At 63.7% G+C, this 20,527-nt stretch carries 12 protein-coding genes; 4 read left to right on the top strand and 8 right to left on the bottom strand.

What is annotated here, in order from left to right:
- Positions 1 to 252: 252 nt before the first annotated feature.
- A complete protein-coding gene (locus tag DWV00_RS17345; RefSeq protein ID WP_181885499.1) occupies positions 253 to 1,434 on the bottom strand; it encodes a cytochrome P450 in 1,182 nt (393 codons plus the stop codon).
- Positions 1,435 to 1,565: 131 nt separating this feature from the next.
- On the opposite strand from DWV00_RS17345, the gene DWV00_RS17340 reads away from it, so the two are divergent.
- On the top strand, positions 1,566 to 1,850 hold the full coding sequence (locus DWV00_RS17340; RefSeq protein ID WP_115534832.1) for a hypothetical protein: 285 nt from the start codon (positions 1,566 to 1,568) through the stop codon (positions 1,848 to 1,850).
- Between the two features lie 89 nt (positions 1,851 to 1,939).
- Positions 1,940 to 4,402, top strand: coding sequence for a hypothetical protein (locus tag DWV00_RS17335; protein WP_115534831.1), 2,463 nt, complete (start codon positions 1,940 to 1,942; stop codon positions 4,400 to 4,402).
- Here DWV00_RS17335 and DWV00_RS35090 read toward each other — a convergent pair.
- Positions 4,297 to 4,968 (bottom strand): LysR substrate-binding domain-containing protein, encoded by a 672-nt coding sequence (locus DWV00_RS35090; protein ID WP_115534830.1) that lies wholly within the window; start codon positions 4,966 to 4,968, stop codon positions 4,297 to 4,299. The two genes, DWV00_RS17335 and DWV00_RS35090, sit on opposite strands and share 106 nt — an antisense overlap.
- Before the next feature lie 21 nt (positions 4,969 to 4,989).
- On the opposite strand from DWV00_RS35090, the gene DWV00_RS17325 reads away from it, so the two are divergent.
- Both DWV00_RS17325 and pbpC read left to right on the top strand, forming a co-directional pair.
- Positions 4,990 to 11,070 (top strand): alpha-2-macroglobulin family protein, encoded by a 6,081-nt coding sequence (locus DWV00_RS17325; RefSeq protein ID WP_115534829.1) that lies wholly within the window; start codon positions 4,990 to 4,992, stop codon positions 11,068 to 11,070.
- 60 nt (positions 11,071 to 11,130) lie between these two features.
- Positions 11,131 to 13,449 carry a penicillin-binding protein 1C gene (pbpC, locus tag DWV00_RS17320; protein WP_115534828.1) on the top strand — a complete coding sequence of 773 codons (2,319 nt, stop codon included), beginning with the start codon at positions 11,131 to 11,133 and terminating at the stop codon, positions 13,447 to 13,449.
- A 39-nt stretch (positions 13,450 to 13,488) separates the two neighbouring features.
- Here pbpC and DWV00_RS17315 read toward each other — a convergent pair whose 3' ends face one another.
- From DWV00_RS17315 to DWV00_RS17290, 6 genes are all read right to left on the bottom strand, one after another.
- On the bottom strand, positions 13,489 to 14,982 hold the full coding sequence (locus DWV00_RS17315) for a DHA2 family efflux MFS transporter permease subunit (protein ID WP_115534827.1): 1,494 nt from the start codon (positions 14,980 to 14,982) through the stop codon (positions 13,489 to 13,491).
- A gap of 107 nt (positions 14,983 to 15,089) precedes the next feature.
- Positions 15,090 to 16,334 carry an MFS transporter gene (locus DWV00_RS17310; protein WP_115534826.1) on the bottom strand — a complete coding sequence of 415 codons (1,245 nt, stop codon included), beginning with the start codon at positions 16,332 to 16,334 and terminating at the stop codon, positions 15,090 to 15,092.
- Position 16,335: 1 nt separating this feature from the next.
- Positions 16,336 to 16,800, bottom strand: coding sequence for a MarR family winged helix-turn-helix transcriptional regulator (locus DWV00_RS17305; RefSeq protein ID WP_115534825.1), 465 nt, complete (start codon positions 16,798 to 16,800; stop codon positions 16,336 to 16,338).
- Positions 16,801 to 16,930: 130 nt separating this feature from the next.
- Positions 16,931 to 18,127, bottom strand: coding sequence for a hypothetical protein (locus tag DWV00_RS17300; RefSeq protein WP_181885497.1), 1,197 nt, complete (start codon positions 18,125 to 18,127; stop codon positions 16,931 to 16,933).
- 376 nt (positions 18,128 to 18,503) lie between these two features.
- Positions 18,504 to 19,781, bottom strand: a complete 1,278-nt coding sequence (locus tag DWV00_RS17295) for a DUF445 domain-containing protein (RefSeq protein WP_115534824.1) — start codon at positions 19,779 to 19,781, stop codon at positions 18,504 to 18,506.
- Positions 19,782 to 19,955: 174 nt separating this feature from the next.
- Positions 19,956 to 20,492: a carboxymuconolactone decarboxylase family protein gene (locus tag DWV00_RS17290; protein ID WP_115534823.1), complete on the bottom strand. Its 537-nt coding sequence runs from the start codon at positions 20,490 to 20,492 to the stop codon at positions 19,956 to 19,958.
- Positions 20,493 to 20,527 lie beyond the last annotated feature (35 nt).

Below are 20,527 nucleotides of genomic sequence, written 5' to 3'. Positions count from 1 at the left end.
GTCGCTTGGGAGCGGCAACGCTAGGAAGAGGGTGCGGCTTCGGAAAGCTTTGGGAGATGGGTGTGCGGTCGGACATGCTGGGCCTGTCGTATAAAACGAGCCCCAGTGTAGTCAGCGGTACGGTTGCGGCGAACGAAGGATTTTTGCTATCGATTCCCGCGGAAAAGGATAGAGAAGCGAGCGGCCGGCGATTGCCACCCGCTGTTCGGCACTTCACGTGGGCTTAGCGGCCGTGCGCTTGCTACGGTGCATTCAGGCTGCATCCATGAACGTGAAAGCCGGGATTCGGACGTTCGCCGAGGGCCGGTAGGTCCAATGAAGAGCCGGGTCGGCGAAATCGAACCCGCTCGCGACGAGTCCGGCGACGACACCGGCCGTGATTGCCCGCGCTATCGTTTCTCCAGGGCAAGCGTGACGTCCGGAGCCGAAGGTCAATAGCTGTACCTGCTCGCGATCCGGCGAGAAATGGTCCGCGCTCGCGGATACGGATTCGTCGCGGCTTGCCGCGGCTAGGACGACCAGCACCGCATCGCCGGGCTGCAAGGCGACGCCCTCGATGCAAACCATCTCGCGCACGAAGCGGCGCGTGTTGTGGACAGCTGGGTCGAAGCGGGCGAGTTCATGCACGAATGCATGGATGTCGGAAGGCGCATCAAGCAGCCGCTCGGTGACATCGGCATGCCGTGCCAGGGTCACGATGCTGTTGCCGATGAGGCCGGCCGTCGCATCGAACGTTTGCGAAAACATCCCGAGGAGGTTCGATACCAGCACGTTCGGGACAGCCGCGCTTGCGTCGAGCCCACCGGAAACCATGCGATCGATCAACGCCGGCATGCGCGACCGATCTTGTGTCAGCGCATGCAGCCCGGCCTGCAATTGCAATGCCGCCTCATGCGCGTCGCGCAGGGCCTCGATGCTCGATGCCGGCGACAGGCAGGCTATGAACCGGCGGACGGTCGCTTCCAGGCTGTCGTCCGCCGGCAGGCCGATCAATTCCGCGACGATACGCACGGGCAGCGCAAAGGCCAGCGCGGCGAGCACTTCATCGTTCATCGCCCCGGAATGCCCGATGAGCGTGGCGGCGTGAGCGCGAGCCGATCGAAAAACCGACTCGGTATCGACCACGCTCAATCCTTTGATCAGCGCTTGCCGCGCGGCCCGGTGATCGTTGCCTTCGTTCATGCGGGCAAGCCGCGAGAACACTTCACCTGCCGGCTGCCCGGCGATCGTCCTTGGTACGGGCTCATTCGCGGGCCGTACGGTCAGCCGTTCATCGCCGAGGACGGTGCGCACCGTCTCGGCCCGCGCCGCGACCCACAGGTTCAACGTGTCGTTGCGCGAAAGCGGTGCGTTTCGGCGAAGCTCGGCATAGTAAGGGTAAGGGTTCGGGTGCGTGACGGCCTGCAGCGGATCCATTGGGTACGTCTGCGTCATGGGTGTCTCGGCAATGAAGATGTGAAGGGATGAAAGCAGTGTAGGGCACCCCTCTCCGTCCATGTTTCAGCGCGAACTGAAACATGCAAAAATGCCGCGATCCGAGACTCTCCCGTACGAGCCCGTCACTCATGGAAATCAAGTGGATCGAGGATTTCATCGCGCTTGCGCAGTACCAAAGCTTCTCGCGTGCCGCGGAATTTTTCCTGCCGGCATGGCTCAAGACGCTGACCGCCCATTTCGGCGATGTGCGAGCGCGCGTGAGCCGCGCTCAGGATCACATTCAACTGCTCGTCGATCCGACCGAAATCCTGGCGCGGCAGTGCGTCGCCTACGCCGTGTCAGCATGCTCGCTTGGCGATACCCACTATGTGGCGCACGACGGCAATAGCGCATTCAAGCTTGAGCTAAGGTAGTTTGTGCCTCGCGCTCGATTGGCAATTTCTTGCGCGCATGCACACTTGTATTTTTGCGAGGGAACCGCAGCTCCCGAAAGGAATGTCGTGTGAACGATTTCGAACAGACGCCACGGAGCCGACAGCTTGCACCGGTCCGCTCGGGCACGGGTGAGGCCGAGCAGGATTTGCGAAGTTTTCGGAGCTTTGCCGTCAACAAACACGCGATGCGAAAGGTGTTGAAGACGATCGCAAGCGAGCGTGAGAAGAGCGGCCATTACCGCAACCCATGGGCGGGCCTATCCGACGAGAACATCGGCGAATACACGGATCGGGTAATCGACCGTCTTCGCAAGCTCCAGGAGCGAGATCTATCGGTAGCGCAGGCGATATATTTGGAGGGGAAGGAGGCGCAGATGCGGCCGCAAGAACGGATCGATGCCCTGCAAAATGCCCTGAAAACCGCACGCAAACGAGGCAACATGCTGCAAGGCGATGCCAAGGCTAGCAATGGCGTCTACCAGGAAGAACTCGAGCGCGAAATTGCGATGGCCCGGCAAGCATTTGAGAGCCGCGCCGGCCTCTTGGGAAACGAACGAGAGGTGAGCCGTTCGAACGTCGGAACCTTGCTCCTAGCGAACGGCGAGAAACCGGGAAGCGCGCGAGTCTATATGACGGTGTACGCACCATCCTCGAGCGAAAAATACAAAGATCTGCGCCGGGGCGCGACTGGCCGAATCATTGGGGTATCCGACAGTTCGTGGCTGAACTTCGGTAGCCCGGCGCGGGCGCTTTCATATGCTTTCAACTATCGGCTTCAGAAGCCTAACAGGGGTGAGTCTGGCCCGTTGCCGCTTATCCGCTCCGCACTGATACCCGTCGGTTTTCTGCGAGAGCATTTTCCAAATGCTGTTACCGAGGAAGCGAAGGAGAGGCGCGCCATAGAAAACGGCGCGCGAAGTACCGTCGCCAGGCAATTCAATCGCCGCCAGTTGAAGGAAACAAGGTTACAAGACGAGCCGCTCTTGAACGTGGATGTAAAGTATCCCAATCAGTTCGGCTTGAAGAAATTCACTCGGAAACAAGTTATTTCGGTCGATGCCAAACGGCACCCCCACCTCGGACACTTGGCCGCGCTTCCACACTGGTTAAAGAACGAATCCGTACCCAGCAGGGGCGATACGCAGGACTTCCGGGCTACCGAACCAGCCCTCAATCCTGTGTACCAGGCGCTCTTCGACGCCGTCGATCATGACTCCTTCACGACGTATTCCGATCCCGCCGAGTACGTCGGTCGTCACGATCAAACTGTGGACGGAAGCAGGGGGAGCATGCACGACTTGGCGTCGAGCATCGGGTTGGCGTTCCCGGGCGAACGCTTCGCCGTGAATCTGCTGCGTGGCGGCGACAACGCGGCAACGGTGTTTTCAATGAAAAAGGGCGACGATTGGAAATCGCCTTCCAACGACGAATTGGGACAAATCGTCGATGATGCGAACCGCCTGTTCGACGCGCTCGACCGACTGTCCAGCGGAGATGATTTCGAAGAGCAGGTCGGCTACGACGATTTGCGGAGAGGGCTGGGAAATTTGCTCGATGCCAACCGGCTGACCCCTGGCGGGCTGTTGTCGTCACGAGAGGGATTACATAGCCGGCTGCGCGACAGGTACGGCAATGCGGCCGTGAAGGCGGCTTTCGAGGACGCGCTTGCCGATCGATACCTGAGGTCCGACATTTGGCGCCGCGAGATGACGAACTGGAGTGGTTCGCTCGCAAACTACATTAGAAACGGGCTCAACAAGGAGCAACGCAATAAGTTATACGGAAACCCCTATGTCGAGCGCGATATGCAAGCGTTGAACGCGGGGCAACCCAAAGGGCAGGAGAGGAGTGCCGACGAGGCATTGGATGCCTGGTCCGAGCTTTTGCGCAAGAAACGGTCGCACGGCGGCTCAGCGATACCGGAGCGGCAGATCGCGCTGTTCTTTCACTTGTTGCGCGCGCTCTATCCGTTCGTGCCCGCTAAGCAGCTCACCAAGCTGGGAGGGGCACCGTTTGCGGTCAACAACCGCGTAGAAGCGACGGACGCGTTCGAAGTGATGAACCCGCTCGAGGGGCCGTACGGGTGGCCGGGGGACCGAATGGAAAGTACCAAGCGTTTCAAGCCCGACCTAGACAAGCGCGAGACGGAGCTGATGCGGGAACTGGATGCCCCGTTTATCGGCGGCGTATCGGGTACTACTCGGGACATCAGCCAGATGATGACGGCCGTGTTCGGCAATTTGAACGCGGATGCGTTCTGGCGTTTTCAACTGCTCAATGCCTCCTTCATGGTCAAGAGCCGTTATCACTCGATGTTCGAAACGCTTTACCCCGCTTCGTTCTATGAGAAGACGCGCGGCGACCTGATGCGTCGGGCATGGCAAGCGAGAAGAAACAACGCGAAACCGTCGAACCATGCCGGTCTCTATAAGTCCGCACTACGCCGCGCACTAGGAAAGCAAGGCGTCGACCTGTGGCGTGCCGCACTCGAATTGGCCCGTAGTAGAGCGGCGATGGCGCATGACGAATGAACGGGTCTACCTTGTGCTGCTCGATAGGCATCCGCTGGCGGGCTGCTTGGGGCGCGCAGCGTGTCGTAGTACGCGGGATAAACATGTCGAGGAAACAACACGATCGGTATTTCGCGAAGCTCATCGAGCGAGACGGAGCTTCGCCTCGCCAACGCCCAATCGTTGGGTACCGCTAGCACGACTTCGTGCTTGGCGAGCACGATCGTGCGGATGCCGGGCGGCGTGTCTCCGAACGCATAGACGATGCCGCCGTCGAGCGAACCTTCCCGCAGCGCTTCGTATTGCTGCGGCGTGTTCTGCGACGACACTTGAATGGCCAGATTCGAATATCCGGCGGCGCGATTCCGAAGCTTGCGTGCGGTCGGCGCAGAACGACGAATTCCAATCGGGCTGGAGTACTTGTATTGGATGATGAACGACGTCGCCCCAGAACAATGCTCGCTCTCCGTTCGACGTGATCTCGATCGACATGTGGCCCACGCAGTGCCCCGGCGGGGGGATGAAGCGAATGCCCGGCAGGTATGTGCCGCATCTCGGTTAAAATCGCCCCGAATTGCAAAAAACAATTAATTCCGGGAGCGCGCGTCATGCAACGCGGCACGATCGAAAGAACAAGCAAATGGGTGGCCGCAGCGGTCGCGGTATTGAGCCTTCTGGCCGCAACCACGTGGCGCGCCGAAGCGGCGCGCATCACGCAAGTCTCGCCGCAAGGCACGGTCAAGCAGGTTCGGCAAGTCGTCGTGAAGTTCGACGAGCCGATGGTGGCATTCGGTACCCCCAACCTGCCGGCACCGGCGACGGTCAAATGCAGCGATCCATCGGCGAGCACGGGGCAAGCGCGTTGGATCGACGATAAAACCTGGGCCTGGGATTTCAAGTCCGACCTTCCGCCGGGAATGGCCTGCTCGGTCGATTTGAAAGACGGTTTGAAATCCGCCAAGGGCGCCGCGCTGAGCGGGCCGACGCACTATGCCTTCCAAACGGGCGGCCCGTTCGTCAAAAACATCGAGCCGGACGGCGACAAGATCGACGAACATCAGGCGTTCGTCTTGCAGTTGAACGGTCCGGCCACCGATGCCTCGGTGCTCGCCAACGTCTGGTGCGAATCGAGCGCGCTCGGCAACCGCATTCCCGTGAAGGACGTCGACGCCGCCACGCGCAAGGCTTTGCTCAAGCACTTCGATCTGCAAAAGGAAGCGTCGAACGTGTTGACGCTGCAATGCCAACAGGCGTTGCCATCGGGAACGAAAGCGCAGCTCGTTTACGGCAAAGGCGTCGCGAGCCCGAGCGGGATCGCGAACGACGTCGAACGCCGTTTCGATTATTCCGTGCGCGATCCGTTCTCGGTCGATTTCTCGTGCACACGCGAGCACGCCAAGGCGCCGTGCTCGGCGCTGCTTGCGCTCACCCTTCGGTTCAATGCGCTCATTTCGCGCGCCGATGCCGAGAAGATTCGACTCAAAGGCCCGGACGGCGATATCAAGCCGACCTTCTCCGACGACGACAACAACACCGGCCCGGAATTGGACAATGTCGTATTTGCCGCGCCGTTTCCCGAGCGTTCCGAATTCACGATCGTGTTGCCGCCCAATCTGAAGGACGTCGCCGGACGAGCGCTCACGAACGCCGACTTGTTCCCCTTGAAGGTCGCGACAGCGCCGCTGCCTCCGCTGGCGAAGTTTTCGTCGGGTACGTTCGGCATTATCGAGCGCTTTGCCGAGCCGGGCATGCCGGCGCTCGTGCCCGTGACGCTGCGCAACGTCGAAGCCGACCTGCATATCCAAGGGCTCAACGCCGGCACGTCGCGATTCGCGGAACTGCGCATCGATTCGGACGCGAACATCCTGCGCTGGATGCACCATATCGATCAGTTCGACGCGTATGGCATGACGCGCAGCGAGATCGACAAGGAGATCCCGCAGCTGCTTGCGCACAATCCGCATCCCGTGATCGTCCACCAAGACGGGGAAACCGCTGACGAGGCGGCTAAAGACGCGAAGAATCCGACGATCGACGTGCGCTCGTTGTCGCTGCTCGCGGGGATGCCCGGCGTGCAGACGCTGACGTTGCCGAAAGCCGATCCGAAGAAACTGCGGCCGTTCGAAGTCGTCGGCGTTCCGATCGCGAAGCCCGGCTTCTACATCATCGAACTGTCCTCGCCCGCGCTCGGCGCCTCCTTGCTCGGCAAGAAGACGCCGATGTACGTGCGCACCGCGGTGCTCGTCACGAACCTCGGCGTCCATCTGAAGCTCGGACGCGAGAACAGCCTCGTTTGGGTCACGACGCTCGATAAGGGCGAGCCGGTTCCCAACGCCGATGTACGGGTCAGCGACTGCAACGGCGCTCAGATCGCCTCCGGCGAGACCGACGCGCACGGGCTTTTGACGATCGACGGCCGCTTGACCGCGCTGAAGGAATGCAAGGACACGGGCTTCTACGGATTCTTCGTATCGGCGCGCATCGACGATCCGAAGACGGGCCCCGACATGGCGTTCGTGCGCTCGGATTGGAATCGCGGCATCGAATCCTGGCGCTTCAACGTGCCCCTCGACACGGGCAGCGACAAAACGGTTCGCGCGCACACGGTATTCGACCGGACGCTGCTGCGGGCCGGCGAGACCGTCTCGATGAAGCATTTCTTCCGCGTCGAGACGATGCATGGCCTCGCGTTTCCGAAGAAATATCCGACGCGTTTGACGATCCGCCACCTCGGCAGCGGACAGACCTGGCATTTCCCTTTGACGTGGGGTGCCGATCACACCGCGGATTCGACGTTCGCGATTCCGGCCTCGGCCAAGCTCGGCGAGTACGACGTGTCGCTCGACGACGGCAAGCCGGGCAATGGCGCTTCGGGCGGCAATAGTGCGGACGCCGACGATTCGCCCGCCAATAGCTACGATTCGGGCAGCTTCCGTGTCGAGGCGTTTCGCTTGCCCGTCTTCAAAGGCACGATCGGCGTGCGCGACGAGAAGACGCATCCGCTCGTCGCCGCCAAGCAGGCCCCGCTTATGCTGCAGCTCGACTATACGTCGGGTGGCGCGGCGTCCGGCTTGCCGGTGCAGATCTCCGCGTTGATGACGACGACGTCTCCCGCGTTCGCCGATACCTATCCTGATTTCAGCTTCGAGCCCTACGTCAAGCCGGATGACGGCGCGACGTCGTCGCCCTCCGACGACGAAGAACAAACCGAACAGCAAGCGAACGACGATACGACCAAGCTCATCGCCGACAAGGAGCCCATCACGCTCGACCGCAACGGATCGGGCTCGTTGATCCTCAAGAATCTGCCGCACGTCGCTGCGCCGAAGAACCTTCAGCTCGAAGCGACGTTCGCCGATCCGAGCGGCGAAGTGCAGACGATCAGCAGCCATGCCACGCTGTGGCCGTCGGCTGTCGTGGCGGGCGTGAAGTCGGGGCAATGGGTGTCGGTCGGCAATACGGTGCCCGTGCAGGCGCTGGCGCTCGACTTGCAAGGCAAGCCGCGCGCGGGCGTGGCGCTCGAAGTGCGCGGGATTGCGCGCATCACGGTGTCGTCGCGCAAGCGTATGGTCGGCGGCTTCTATGCCTATGACAACCGCACCGAAACGAAGGATCTGGGCACGCTTTGCAGCGGCAAGAGCGACGACCATGGTCTCCTGCAGTGCGACGCGCAGCTCAAGCAGGCCGGCAACGTCGACCTGGTCGTGACGGCCAAGGACGGCGACGGCAACGCGTCGACGGCGACGACTTCCGTTTGGGTGACGAAAGAAGACGAATTGTGGTTCGGCGGCGAGAACACCGACCGCATCGACGTGCTGCCCGAGAAGAACGCGTACCAGCCCGGCGAGACGGCGCGCTTTCAAGTGCGCATGCCGTTCCGCTTCGCCACCGCGCTCGTGGCCGTGGAGCGCGAGGGGATCATCGAAACCCACGTCGTGAAGCTCGACGGCAAGGACCCCACCGTTTCGTTGAAGGTGCAGCCGGGCTGGGGGCCGAACGTCTATGTCTCGGTGCTGGCCTTGCGCGGCCGGATTCACGAGGTGCCGTGGTACTCGTTCTTCACATGGGGATGGAAGGCGCCGCTCGAATGGGTGCGCGCATTCTGGTACGAGGGGCGTCATTACGATCCGCCCACGCCGCTGGTCGATCTGTCGAAGCCGGCTTACCGGTTCGGCCTGGCCGAGATCAAAGTGGGCAACGGCGGCCACACGCTCGGCGTGACGGTCGTGCCCGATGCGAAGACCTATACGGTGCGCGGCAAGGCCCATGTGAAAATCCGCGTGAAGCTGCCGGACGGCAAGCCGGCGCCGGCCGGCACGCGGATCGCCGTCGCGGCCGTCGACGAAGCCTTGCTCGAACTCTTGCCGAACGATAGCTGGGATCTGCTCGGCGCCATGCTGCAGCGGCGCGCCTATGGGATCGAGACGTCGACGGCGCAAATGGAAATCGTGGGGCGCCGGCATTTCGGGCGCAAGGCGGTACCCGCGGGCGGCGGGGGCGGACATAGCCCGACGCGCGAGTTGTTCGACACGTTGCTGCTGTGGAACCCGGGCGTGACGCTCGACGCGAACGGCGAGGCGATGGTCGACGTCCCGCTGAACGATTCGCTGACGAGCTTCCGCATCGTCGCGATCGCGGCTGTGGGCGATGCCATGTTCGGCACCGGCAGCGCGTCGATCCGCAGCACGCAGGATTTGCAGCTGATCTCGGGGCTCCCCCCGCTCGTGCGCGAAGGCGATCGATTCCGCGCGCAGTTCACGGTTCGCAATACGACGGCGCGCGCGATGAAGATCGTGGTGACGCCCGACGTGCCCGGCGTGCCGTTGCAGCCGCAAACGATCGACGTCGCCGCCGACTCCGCGCGCGAAGTCGCGTGGACGGTCACGCCGCCGGACGGCCTGTCCGAAGCGAATCCCGCCGCGCTGACCTGGAGCGTCGGTGCGGCCGAGCAAGGCGGCCCGCATGCGGCCGATTCGCTCAAGGTCTCGCAGCGTGTCGTGCCCGCGATCCCCGTGACGGTGCAGCAAGCGACAATCACGCAGGTAGACGGAACGTTCACGCTGCCCGTCGCGGCGCCGCCGGATGCGGCGTCCACGCAAGCCGGCGGGTTGCGCGGCGGCATCGCCGTTTCGCTGCAGCCGAAGCTCGCCGATGGGCTCCCGGGCGTGCGCCGCTGGTTCGAGCACTATCCGTACGGGTGTCTCGAGCAATTGACCTCGCGTGCGTTGGGGATGGCCGACGCCGCGCAATGGCAGGCGGTGCTCGCGCGGATGCCCGTGTATCTCGACCGTGACGGTCTGGCGAACTATTTCCCGCCGAGCGACGACAGCGGCAACACGGGCAGCACGACGCTGAGCGCCTATTTGCTGTCGGTCACCGACGAAGCCGCGAAGCTCGATCCGCGCTTCGCGCTGCCCGACGACATGCGGGCCAAGCTCGAAGGCGGCCTTGTCAATTTCGTCGAGGGCAAGATCACGCGCAACGTCTGGGCGCCGCGCAAGGATCTCGATCTGCGTAAGCTTGCCGCGATCGAGGCGCTGTCGCGTTACGGCGCGGCCCGCGCGAGCATGCTCGAATCGATCGAGATCGCGCCGGATCAATGGCCGACCTCCGCCGTGCTCGACTACTACGCGATCCTCTCGCGCGTGAAGGACATCCCGCAGCGAGACGAAAAACTGGCACAGGCGGATCAGATCATTCGGGCTCGCTTGACGTATCAGGGCACGCGCCTGACGTTCTCGACGGCGGACACGGACGATCTATGGTGGCTGATGACGAACTCGGAAACCAATGCAGCGCGCACGGTGCTGACGTTCGTGGGCGTGCCGGGCTGGAAGGACGAGATGCCGCGTCTCGTCGCGGGCCTGCTGGCGTTGCAAAACGGCGGCGCGTGGTCGACGACGACGTCCAACCTGTGGGGAGAGCTCGCCGTCGAATCGTTCTCTCGCGCGTTCGAAAGCACGCCCGTGACCGGACAGACGAAGCTCGACCTCGGTTCGGCGTCGAAGACGATCGCGTGGAATCAGCCGGCGGCTGCTGCCGCGGCGAGTGCCGCCGCTAGTGCTCCTGTAAGCGCGGCATCGGCAACGCCGATCACGCAGACCGCGAATGCGCGCGGCGAACTGCTGCCGTGGCCGGCGAACGCGCGCACGGGGCCCGTTTCGTTGACGCTCACGCAGCAGGGCACCGGGAAGCCTTGGGCGACGATCGAGAGCTTGGCGGCCGTCGCCGTCAAAACGCCGTTCGCCGCCGGATACCGGATCACGAAGACGGTCACGCCGATCGATCCGGCCGTGAAGGGCGTCTACACGCGCGGCGACCTCCTGCGTGTGCACCTCGACATCGACGCGCAATCGGACATGACGTGGGTCGTCGTCGACGATCCGGTGCCGGCCGGCTCGACGATTCTCGGTTCGGGGCTGGGGCGCGATTCGCAGGTGGCGACCGCGGGCGAGAAGCAGCAGGACGGCGCATGGCCGGCGTTCGTCGAGCGCGGCTTCGACGGATATCGCGCGTACTACGATTTCCTGCCGAAGGGAAAATTGTCGATCGAATATACGATTCGGCTCAACAACGTCGGCACGTTCGGTGTGCCGCCGACGCGCGTCGAGGCGCTCTATGCGCCGTCGACGTTCGGCGTGCTGCCGAACGCGAACGTCGTCGTCCAGTCGCCGGCCGCGGCGAAGTAGTAGCGGCAGCGATAGAAATAGCGATAGCGATAGAAGCAGCAGCCATAGGAAGGAGAGAAGATGCCATCGAAGCGAGGCACGGCGACGGTACGTGCCGTGCTCTGCGCGCTGCTGATTGCGGCGGCACCGTGCGCGCACGCGCTGCCCTCGTTCGAGCAGGTCCGGGCGCACTGGCGCAGTTCCGATTGGCTGCTGTTGTCGCGCGACGGCGTGCCGCTCGAGCGGACGCGCGTCGACAAAACGGCGCGCCGCGGCGATTGGGTCGCGCTTGCCGACGTTTCGCCCGCGCTGCGGGAAGCGATCGTCATGTCGGAGGACAAGCGCTTCTACGAACACAGCGGCGTCGATTGGCATGGCGCCGCCGCGGCCGCGTGGGCCGATCTCTGGAATACGCGCACGCGCGGCGCTTCCACCGTCACGATGCAATTGACCGGACTCCTGAGCGACGAGCCGGAGCGCTCGGGGCGGCGCTCGATCGTGCAGAAGGCGGGCCAGGCGGTCAGCGCGCTGTGGCTCGAGCGGTCCTGGCGCAAGGATCAGATCCTCGAAGCCTATTTGAATCTCGTGCCGTTTCGCGGCGAGACGATCGGCCTGTCGGCGCTGTCGCTGACGCTGTTCGGCAAGGCGCCGTCGGGGCTCGACGAGCGCGAGGCCGCCATCGCCGCGGCATTGATCCGCGCACCGAATGCGCCTTACACGAAGGTCAGCGAGCGGGCGTGCCACATTTTGCGCGACATGAAGGCACCCGAGCGCTGCGCGAACCTCGATAGTTACGTCGAACTCGCCTTCGCGCGGCCGGCGCCCGCGATCCTGACGGTATCGCCGGATCCCGAGTCGCTCGCGCCGCATTTTGCGCGGCGCATTGCGGACGAGATTCATCCGGTTGCGGGCGAGCGCGTCGTGACGACGCTCGATGCGAAGCTCCAGCGCTTCGCGACCGATACGCTCAAGCGCACGCTGGCCGAGTTGAACGCGCCCGCTCATGCGCGCAACGTGCACGACGGCGCGGTCGTCGTGCTCGACAACGCGACCGGGAACGTCCTCGCCTGGGTCGGCTCCTCGGGGGGGCTCTCGGGGGCACGCGACGTCGATGCGGTGTTGGCGCGGCGTCAGCCGGGTTCTTCGCTCAAGCCGTTCCTCTACGCCGAGGCGATCGATGAGCGCCGCCTGACCACGGCATCGCTGCTCGACGACGCGCCGCTGGACCTGCAAGCCGGCGGCGGGCTCTACATCCCGCAGAACTATGACAAGGACTTCAAGGGCTGGGTCAGTGTGCGCACGGCGTTGGGCTCCTCGCTGAACGTGCCCGCCGTGCGCACGGTCGTCTTGGTGACGCCGCACCGCTTCGCGAAGACGCTGACGGCGCTCGGCCTGCCGTTGGCCCAAAGCGGCGACTACTATGGCTATTCGATCGCGCTCGGCAGTCCGGACATCACGTTGCTTTCGCTGACAAATGCGTATCGCGCGCTGGCCAACGGCGGCGTTGTGGCGCCGACGCACGATTTGCCTGGTTCGCCGGCCGCGCGCAATCATCGAACGCCGGACCCGGCGCACCGCGTGTTCAGTGCCGACGCCGCATACATCATCACGACCGTGCTGTCCGACAACAATGCCAGAACGCGTACGTTCGGCTTCGACAATCCGCTGGCGACGCCCTTTTTCTCGGCGGTCAAGACGGGGACGAGCAAGGACATGCGCGACAACTGGACGATCGGCTTCACGTCTCGCTATACCGTGGGCGTCTGGGTGGGCAACGCGGAAGGCGATCCGATGTGGGACGTATCGGGCGTGACGGGCGCGTCGCCGATTTGGGCGGCCGTCGTCGAGTATCTGCATCGGAACGTGCCGAGCACGCCGCCCGTGGCGCCACCCGGTGTCGTTCGGACGCGCGTCGCGTTCGAGCACGACGTCGAGCCTGCACGCTACGAGTGGTTCCTCAAGGGGACGGAGATGTCGACGGTGCACCTCGCGGCGGACGCGAGCGGCGCGTCGGAACGTTCGACGGCCTATGCGCCGCCTAGTGCGCGCAATGCGCGCAGCGCCGCGCCCAGCATCGGATCGCCGACGGACGGAACCGTGTTCGCGCTCGACCCCGACATTCCGGCGCAGCGCCAACGCATCGTGTTCGAGCGCGCGGGCGGGGCGTCGACGCGCAGTACGTGGCGCCTGGACGGAAAGCCGCTCGGCCATGCCGAGCGCGTGCTTTGGCTGCCGTGGCCCGGCCGTCATCTGCTCGAACTCGTGAATGCGCAAGGCGCGAGCGTCGACGCGGTGCACTTCGAAGTGCGCGGCGCGACCGCGCGTACGGCGGCGGCGCCCGAAACCCGGGCGCAGGCACGTTCACCGCGCGCACAACCGGCGAAAGCGCCGGCCGGCTAAGGCTGGATCGGTCCCGTTGCGAGTCAATGACTCAGCGATTCAATGACGGGTCCGAAGGCTATGGCCGGCGTTATCGGCCAAGCGAATGTAGCCGGCAATCGAAACGAGCGTCAGCAGTCCGGCGCTCAGAAACGCTAGACGAAAATCGCCGAGCGTGAAGGCATGCTCGGCGCTTTCGCCGTTGATGGCCGACGCGGCGCGCAGTGCCAGCGCGCCGAACGCGATGCCGAGGCCGGTGGCCATTTGCGCTGTCGCGTTCCAGAGCGTGTTGGCCGCGCTCATTTGGGGAGACGGGACGTCGGCGTAGGCAAGCGTCGCCATCGTCGAAAACTGCATCGAACGCGTGATGCCGTAGACGAGCACGACGAACAGCGTCCACGCAAGCGGCGCGGCGGGCGTCAAGAGCCCGCATGCGATCGTGAATGCGCCGCAGACGATGCAATCGATGATGGCCACGTGCTTGAAGCCGTAGCGTTGCAGGATCGATGTCGTGAGCGCCTTCATCCCTAGATTGCCGACCGCGCTCGCGAGCAGCAGCAAACCGGATTGGAACGCCGAGAGACCGAAGCCGATCTGAAACAGCAGCGGCATCAGATAGGGCACCGCGCCGATGCCGATCCGCGTGATCGACCCCGTGACGACCGTCACCGAAAACGTAGGAATCCTGAGTGTCGAGATATCGATGAGCGGATGGGCGTGTCTGCGTGCGTGCTTGAATGCGATCACGCCGACGGCGATCCCGAGCGCGACGAGCGCGAGCCCGATGAGCGGATTCGTGCCGGGCTGGCTCGCCCGGTCGGCACCGTAAAGGATCGATGTGAGCGTGAGGCCGCTCAGCGCTAGACCGGCGCCGTCGAGCGGCTTGCGCTGCTCGCCGCGCAGGTTCGGCACCCATGCGAGCACCGCGCAAAGTACGATCAGACAAACGGGTACGTTCAGTAGAAAGATCCAGCGCCAAGACGCGTACGTCGTGATGAATCCGCCGAGCGGCGGCCCGATGACGGGCGCGACGATGCCGGGCCAGGTGATCGTCGAGATCGCCTGCATGAGGCGGCGCTTGTCGGTGCTGCGCACGACGATCAGCCGGCCGACCGGCACCATGAGCGCGCCGCCCATCCCTTGGAGCACCCGCGCGGCGGTGAATTCGACGACGTTTTGCGAGAGACCGCACAGCACCGAGGCGATCGTGAACGTCACGATCGCCGAAAAGAAGACGCTGCGCGAGCCGAATCGATCGGCTACCCAGCCGCTCGCCGGGATGAAGATCGCGAGCGCGATCATATAGGCGCTCATGCCGATGCTCAGCGCATTCGGGCTGATCGCGAACGCGTGCGCCATTTGAGGCAGGGCGGTCGCGATGATCGTCGTGTCGAGGTACTCCATGAAGAACGTCGCCGCGACGACGTAGGGCAATGGCCCGAGCGAATGTGAAGCGGCCGGCCCGCCGTGCTTCGAGGATGTGTCGCTGCCCTGCTGGAGTGCCGTGGTTCGAGGTGAATCGCGCCGTATGTCGGTCTCTAGTTGTTGGGTCATCGTGACGGTGTGGTTGCGCTTTCCAATGCAGCGGACAGACGTCCATTTAATCGAAATGTTGCTTGACGTGCAACCGAGCCGACCCTTTTTGCGCCGAATGCAATGCTTCAGTCTTCGGCGGCGAGCGCTGCTCGAGTGCGGCTTCGTTCCGCGGCCAATGCGCGTGCGGCGACCCATGCTGCCGCGAAGCCCGATGCGGCCCCTGCAACGATCGCCCAGCGCGGCCCGCAATGATCGGCGATCCAACCGACGATCGGTGCGCCGATCGGCGTGCCGCCGAGCGCGACGGCGAGCCGGATCGCCATCACGCGTCCGCGCATCGCGGGCTCGGTTGATAGCTGCATGAGGCTGTTCGTCGTCGTCAAGAACATCAGCGAGGCGATGCCGATCAGAACGAGCGAGGCGCCAAACGACCAATAGCCGGGCGCCAGCGCGGCGAGGGTGCAGCCGATTCCAAAGACGAACGACGCAACCAGCATCGAACGAAAACGAGGCTGGCTCACCTGAGCGCTGGAAATGGCGCCGGTGACGGTACCGATCGCCATCATCGACGACAGCGCGCCGTACCGGCCCGCGTCCACATGAAAGACGCTGACCGCCATCGTCGAGATGAAGATCGGGAAATTCAGGCCGAACGTGCCGATCAAGAACAGCATGATCAACGTCGCTTTCAGATCGGGCCGGGCCCAGACATAGCGGAAGCCTGCGGCGAGCCCGCCGCGCGTGCGTACCGCGCGTGGCCCGCGGCGCAGCTCATGCATGCGCATGAAGCATAGCGAGGCGAGCACGGCGGCGAACGACACTCCGTTCAGCACGAAGGCCCAGCCCGTATCGACCGATGCGATGACGATCCCGGCCACGGCCGGCCCGACCATCCGCGCAAGATTGAACGAGGTCGAATTGAGCGCGACGGCGTTGGGCAATTCGGCATCGCCGACCAGGTCCGATACGAACGTCTGACGGACGGGCGCGTCGAGCGCGGTGGCGCATCCGAACAGGAACGCGAACAGATAGACATGCCATAGCTGCACGACGCCCGCGATCGTGAGGATGCCTAGGCCGAATGCGAGTGCGCCTTGCGCGGCTTGCGTAAACATCAGCAGCTTGCGCCGGTCCAAATGATCGGCGGCATAGCCGCTGACGGGCAGCAGCAGCAACTGCGGCCCGAACTGCAGCGACATGACGATGCTGACCGCGGAGGCGCTGTGATGCGTGAGCCCCGTCAGAACGAGCCAGTCTTGCGCTGTGCGCTGCATCCACGTGCCGATGTTCGACACGATCGCGCCCGCGGCCCAGACGCGGTAGTTGAAGTAGCGAAGCGAACGGAAGACGCCGGCTGCGAGATCGCTCATGTCAGTCGGCCGCGATTCGCTCGAGCAAGCGCAAGGCGCCGGCGAGGTGCTGCTGCTCGTCGGCCGTCAACTTCGCTTGGATCGTACGGCAGAGCCAGTCTTGCCGTGCCGCGCGGTTCTCGCGCAGGTAGGTGCGGCAGGCGTCGGTCAGCGAGAGCAGCGTTTGCCGGCCGTCGTTGGGATCGGGCGCGCCGGCCACGAGTCCGGCCGCCTCGAGCGGCGCGATGGTCGTGCCCATCGATTGCGGGCGCATGCCTTCGGCGCGTGCGAGGCTCGACACGGTAGACGGACCGTCGCGCTCGAGCCGCAGCAAGACGGCGACCTGCGACGGCGTGAAATCGCCGACCGTGCCCTGTTCGCGCAGCCGGCGCTTGAACCGAGTGACGATTGCGCGGATGTCGCCGGCCAGCGCGGCTGGCAGTGCGTGTGTGTTTGTACCGCCCGAAGCCGTGTCTGCTTTACCCATGGACACGACTTTACCATATATGAAGGTAAACTGTGTAGATTGCCTTCCTATGTGGGCGCGGCGATTGGGCAATGGATGACGCCTGGCGCCCGGCGCGGATTGCGTCAGGCGCCAGACTTACTGCGGTGCATTACTGCGGTTCATACCACGAGTAGGTCGCCAGCGTGCTGACGGCCGGCGTGCCGATCTGCAGCGTGACGTCGCGATGAGACATCAGCGAGATCGCCCGCAGATCGCCCATGTAGCGGCGCGATTCGCCGTTGTCGTTGAGGTAGGCCACGATGTTGCCGGTCAGGCCCGCGACATTCGAGTTCGTCAGCGGCTCGCCCCAAATATCGAAGAAATCGCCGAGCGTGTAGTTCTTTACGTTCGGTGCTTCGATATGAATGATGCCGGTGTGGTCGTGCGTGTGCATTTCATAGTCGCACGACGCCGGCAGGCCGATGTGCTGCGGCAAGATCATCTGCTGTCCGTTGTAGAAGATCGCCAGGTGCGCGTGCACGTGGTAGTTGACCGCCATGCCGGGCGAGCAGGTCAGGCCGTCCACGGTGGCGCCGGCGCCGCCCGTTGCCGTGTCGCCGTCGGGCCAGTAGGTGGTGGTGCCCACCGTGCCGCCGTAGACGAGCGTGACCGGCGTCGGATCGAACGGCGGGGGATCGGTCCACGTGTAGGTGGGGATTTGCGTGAGCGGCGTGCCGACCATGAGCGTCACTTCGCCGAGCGGCGGCAAGACGAGATTGTTCAGGTCGCCCGTGTATTGCGTGAGCGTGCCGCCGATATTGACATAGGCGGTGACGGTCGACGCCTGAACCCCCGCCACGTTCGTTGCGCTGAGCGGCTCGCCCCAGACGGCGAAGAATTCACCGAGCGTGTAGTTGGCGCCGGTCGTCGTGTCCATGTGAATCTTGCCCGTCTCGTCGACGGTATTGAGCGGATAGACGCAGCCTTTCGGCGCGGCCAGCGTCGGCTGGACGCTGCCGATGGCCGTCGGCAGCGCCATCTGTTGCCCGTTCACGTAGATGGACAGGTGCGTATAGGTATACGCGTTGCCGGCAACGGCGCAGTTCAGGCCGCTCACGGCCTGTCCGGTTCCGCCGGTCGACGTCGAGCCGGACGGCCAGTTTTCGGTGCCGAGCGTCGTGCCGTCGACGACCGCCGAAGCGGCCTCGAGTGTCGGCGCCGCGGTGCTCGTGCCGGTGCCTGCCGCCGAGCCGGCCCCCACACTCGAACCCGCGCTAGGAGAACCGCCGCCGCCTCCGCCGCCGCAGCCTGCCAGTGCGAAGACTACGCCGATCGCAAGAAAACCCGAACTGATTTTAAGCAACATATCGCCCCTGTTTTGAAAGTCGGTGGTTCAAACGAATGAACCGGAATCTGCAGAGTCGACACCGCTTTGGCAGGCACGAGCATGCTCGAGGCCAACGCGCTTGAAGCGGGTGGTCGTCTCTGCCGGTGTCGTCGCTGCGGAGGGAGAGGAATTTCGTTGTTTGTATATCGTGCGCGGTGAAGCGTAGCTTCGACGTTTTCATGCGGCAAGGAAAAAAAACCATCGAAAATGCATATGGCGAGTGAAGCCGAGGCTATGTCGCCTTAAAAAAATGCTAAATAAATTTAGGCGCTGGATTTCGGCACGGCGCTTGCACGCAAGGCGTTTTCGCCTTTGCGAGAGAGGCGATATTTGTCGATGAAGGCGATTCGGAGCGTCAGAAAAACAGAACGTCTATCGTGTGAAGTAAGAGCCCGACTATTCCGCCAATGACGGTGCCGTTGATACGGACGAATTGAAGATCACGGCCGACTTCGAGTTCGATCTTTTGCGTGACGGTGTCCGCATCCCAGTGATGCACCGTATCGGAAATGAGGCGTGCGATGGCGTGGCGTTGAGCGGCGATGACGGCCAGAATCGTTTCTCTGAGCCACGCGTTGAGCCGTTCGCGCATGAGTTCGTCGACGAGCAGGCCTTTGGCGATGCCGGCAATGGCCTCTTCGATTCGCGCCTTGATATAGGAATGCGGCGCCTGCGCGTCGCGCTCGATGCTGGCTTTGACGTCGCGCCAGATGGTCGCCAAGTATTCCTTCAGAGCGGGATGTTCGACGAAGCGATCCTTGAGGGCTTCCCATTTCGCGAGATATTCGGGCGACGTTCTCAGCTGGACTACGAAATTCCGGATAGCGTCGTCGAAACCGCGGCGCCATGCGTGATCGGGATTCTCGCTGAGTTCTTTGAGCGTATCGTCGACGACGCCGATCAGATTGTCGGATACCTTTTCGTCGATCGACAGCTTCTTCCAGATCCAAGCGGTGCTTTCGCGCACGCGCTGGCGAATCAGCGGCTTGTGCTCCTCGAACAGCTGCGTCAATTGGCCGAGCAATTCGGTGACGACGGCTTGATGGCGATCGTCTTCGAGCAGCGTATCGGCGATGGTGCCGACGACGAACGGCGTGTCTACGTCGCGCACGCGCTGGGCGACGTTCTCGTGAATGAAGCGCCGGACGTCGTCGTCGTCGATTGCCGCGAGCAGGCTAGGGAGAAAATCGAGCGCCCATTGGGCGATTTGCCGCCCGCGTTCGGGCACGGCGAGCCAGTGCGCGAACTGAATCGTGAAGTCGATTCGGTCGAGCTTGCTCGCGATGATCTCAGGGGCGAGGAAGTTGGTCTCGACGAACTTGGCTAGGTTTTCGCCGATGCGGTCCTTGTTGCGGGGAATGATGGCCGTGTGCGGCAGCGGCAAGCGCAGCGGGTGCCGGAACAGGGCGGTAACGGCGAACCAATCGGCGATCCCGCCGACCATCGCTGCCTCGGCCAGGGCGCGCACGAAACCGAGCACCGGATACCTGGGCTCGAAGATCCGCGAGACCGCGTAGATCGCGGCCATGGCCGCGAGCAGGGCGGTGGCGAGCAATTTCATGCGCATGTAAGCACGCAGCTTGCCGGTCGCGGGATCGGCCGAGGAGTGCGATGAGAACAACGTGTCTTTCATTTCCCTGTCAATTTGTCGCTTCCCTCCGGTCCGACGACGGCCCCTTTCGGCGCTAGATACTTACTCGACATCGGGGGCTTCGTTCCCGCGCGGAAACGAAGCCCCAATTTTGACGCGAAACGCCGTCCTTCGTGCCCGAACGGGCGCGAAGGGCACCGCCCGCTTACCTGCCCATCATCGCGGAATCGGGAAATCGATATCCGTATCGTTGACGCGATTGAACAGATTCGTGAACGAAATCAGCGAAATCGCCAGCAAGGCTTCGGTCACTTGCGCCGGGCTATAACCGGCTTCGCGCACGGCAGCCAGCACGGATTCATCGACCGTGCCGCGCGTGCCGGCAACGGTGCGTGCGAACGTGACGAGCGCATCGCGCCGTGCGTCGCCCGTCGGCTCCCCGGTACGCAGCTGACGCAGCGCCTCGGGCGGCAAACCGGCCATCTTGCCCACCATCGTATGCGCGGCCACGCAATAATCGCAACCGTTGAGCGCGCTGACGGCAATCCGGATCGATTCGATTTCAGTCTTGGTGAGCGTGCCGCCGGCCAGCACCGCGTCGCCCTTGAGCGACAGCTCGAGCGCGGCGGGACTGTAGCTGCCGATCAACGCATAGGCGTTCGGAACCTTGCCGACGGCCTTACGGATTCGGTCGAACAAGGCACGCGAGGCATCGGACGTTTCTTCTGCGGGGACGGCGGGAAGTCTGGACATGATGTGCTCCTGGGTTCGTTATCGGTAAGAGACTG

It is taken from the genome of Trinickia dinghuensis (assembly GCF_003367175.1).
In the GTDB taxonomy this organism is placed as follows: Bacteria; Pseudomonadota; Gammaproteobacteria; order Burkholderiales; family Burkholderiaceae; genus Trinickia; species Trinickia dinghuensis.
The sequence above is the reverse complement of the archived record's forward strand: the minus strand, read 5'-3'. Positions and strand labels throughout refer to the sequence as shown.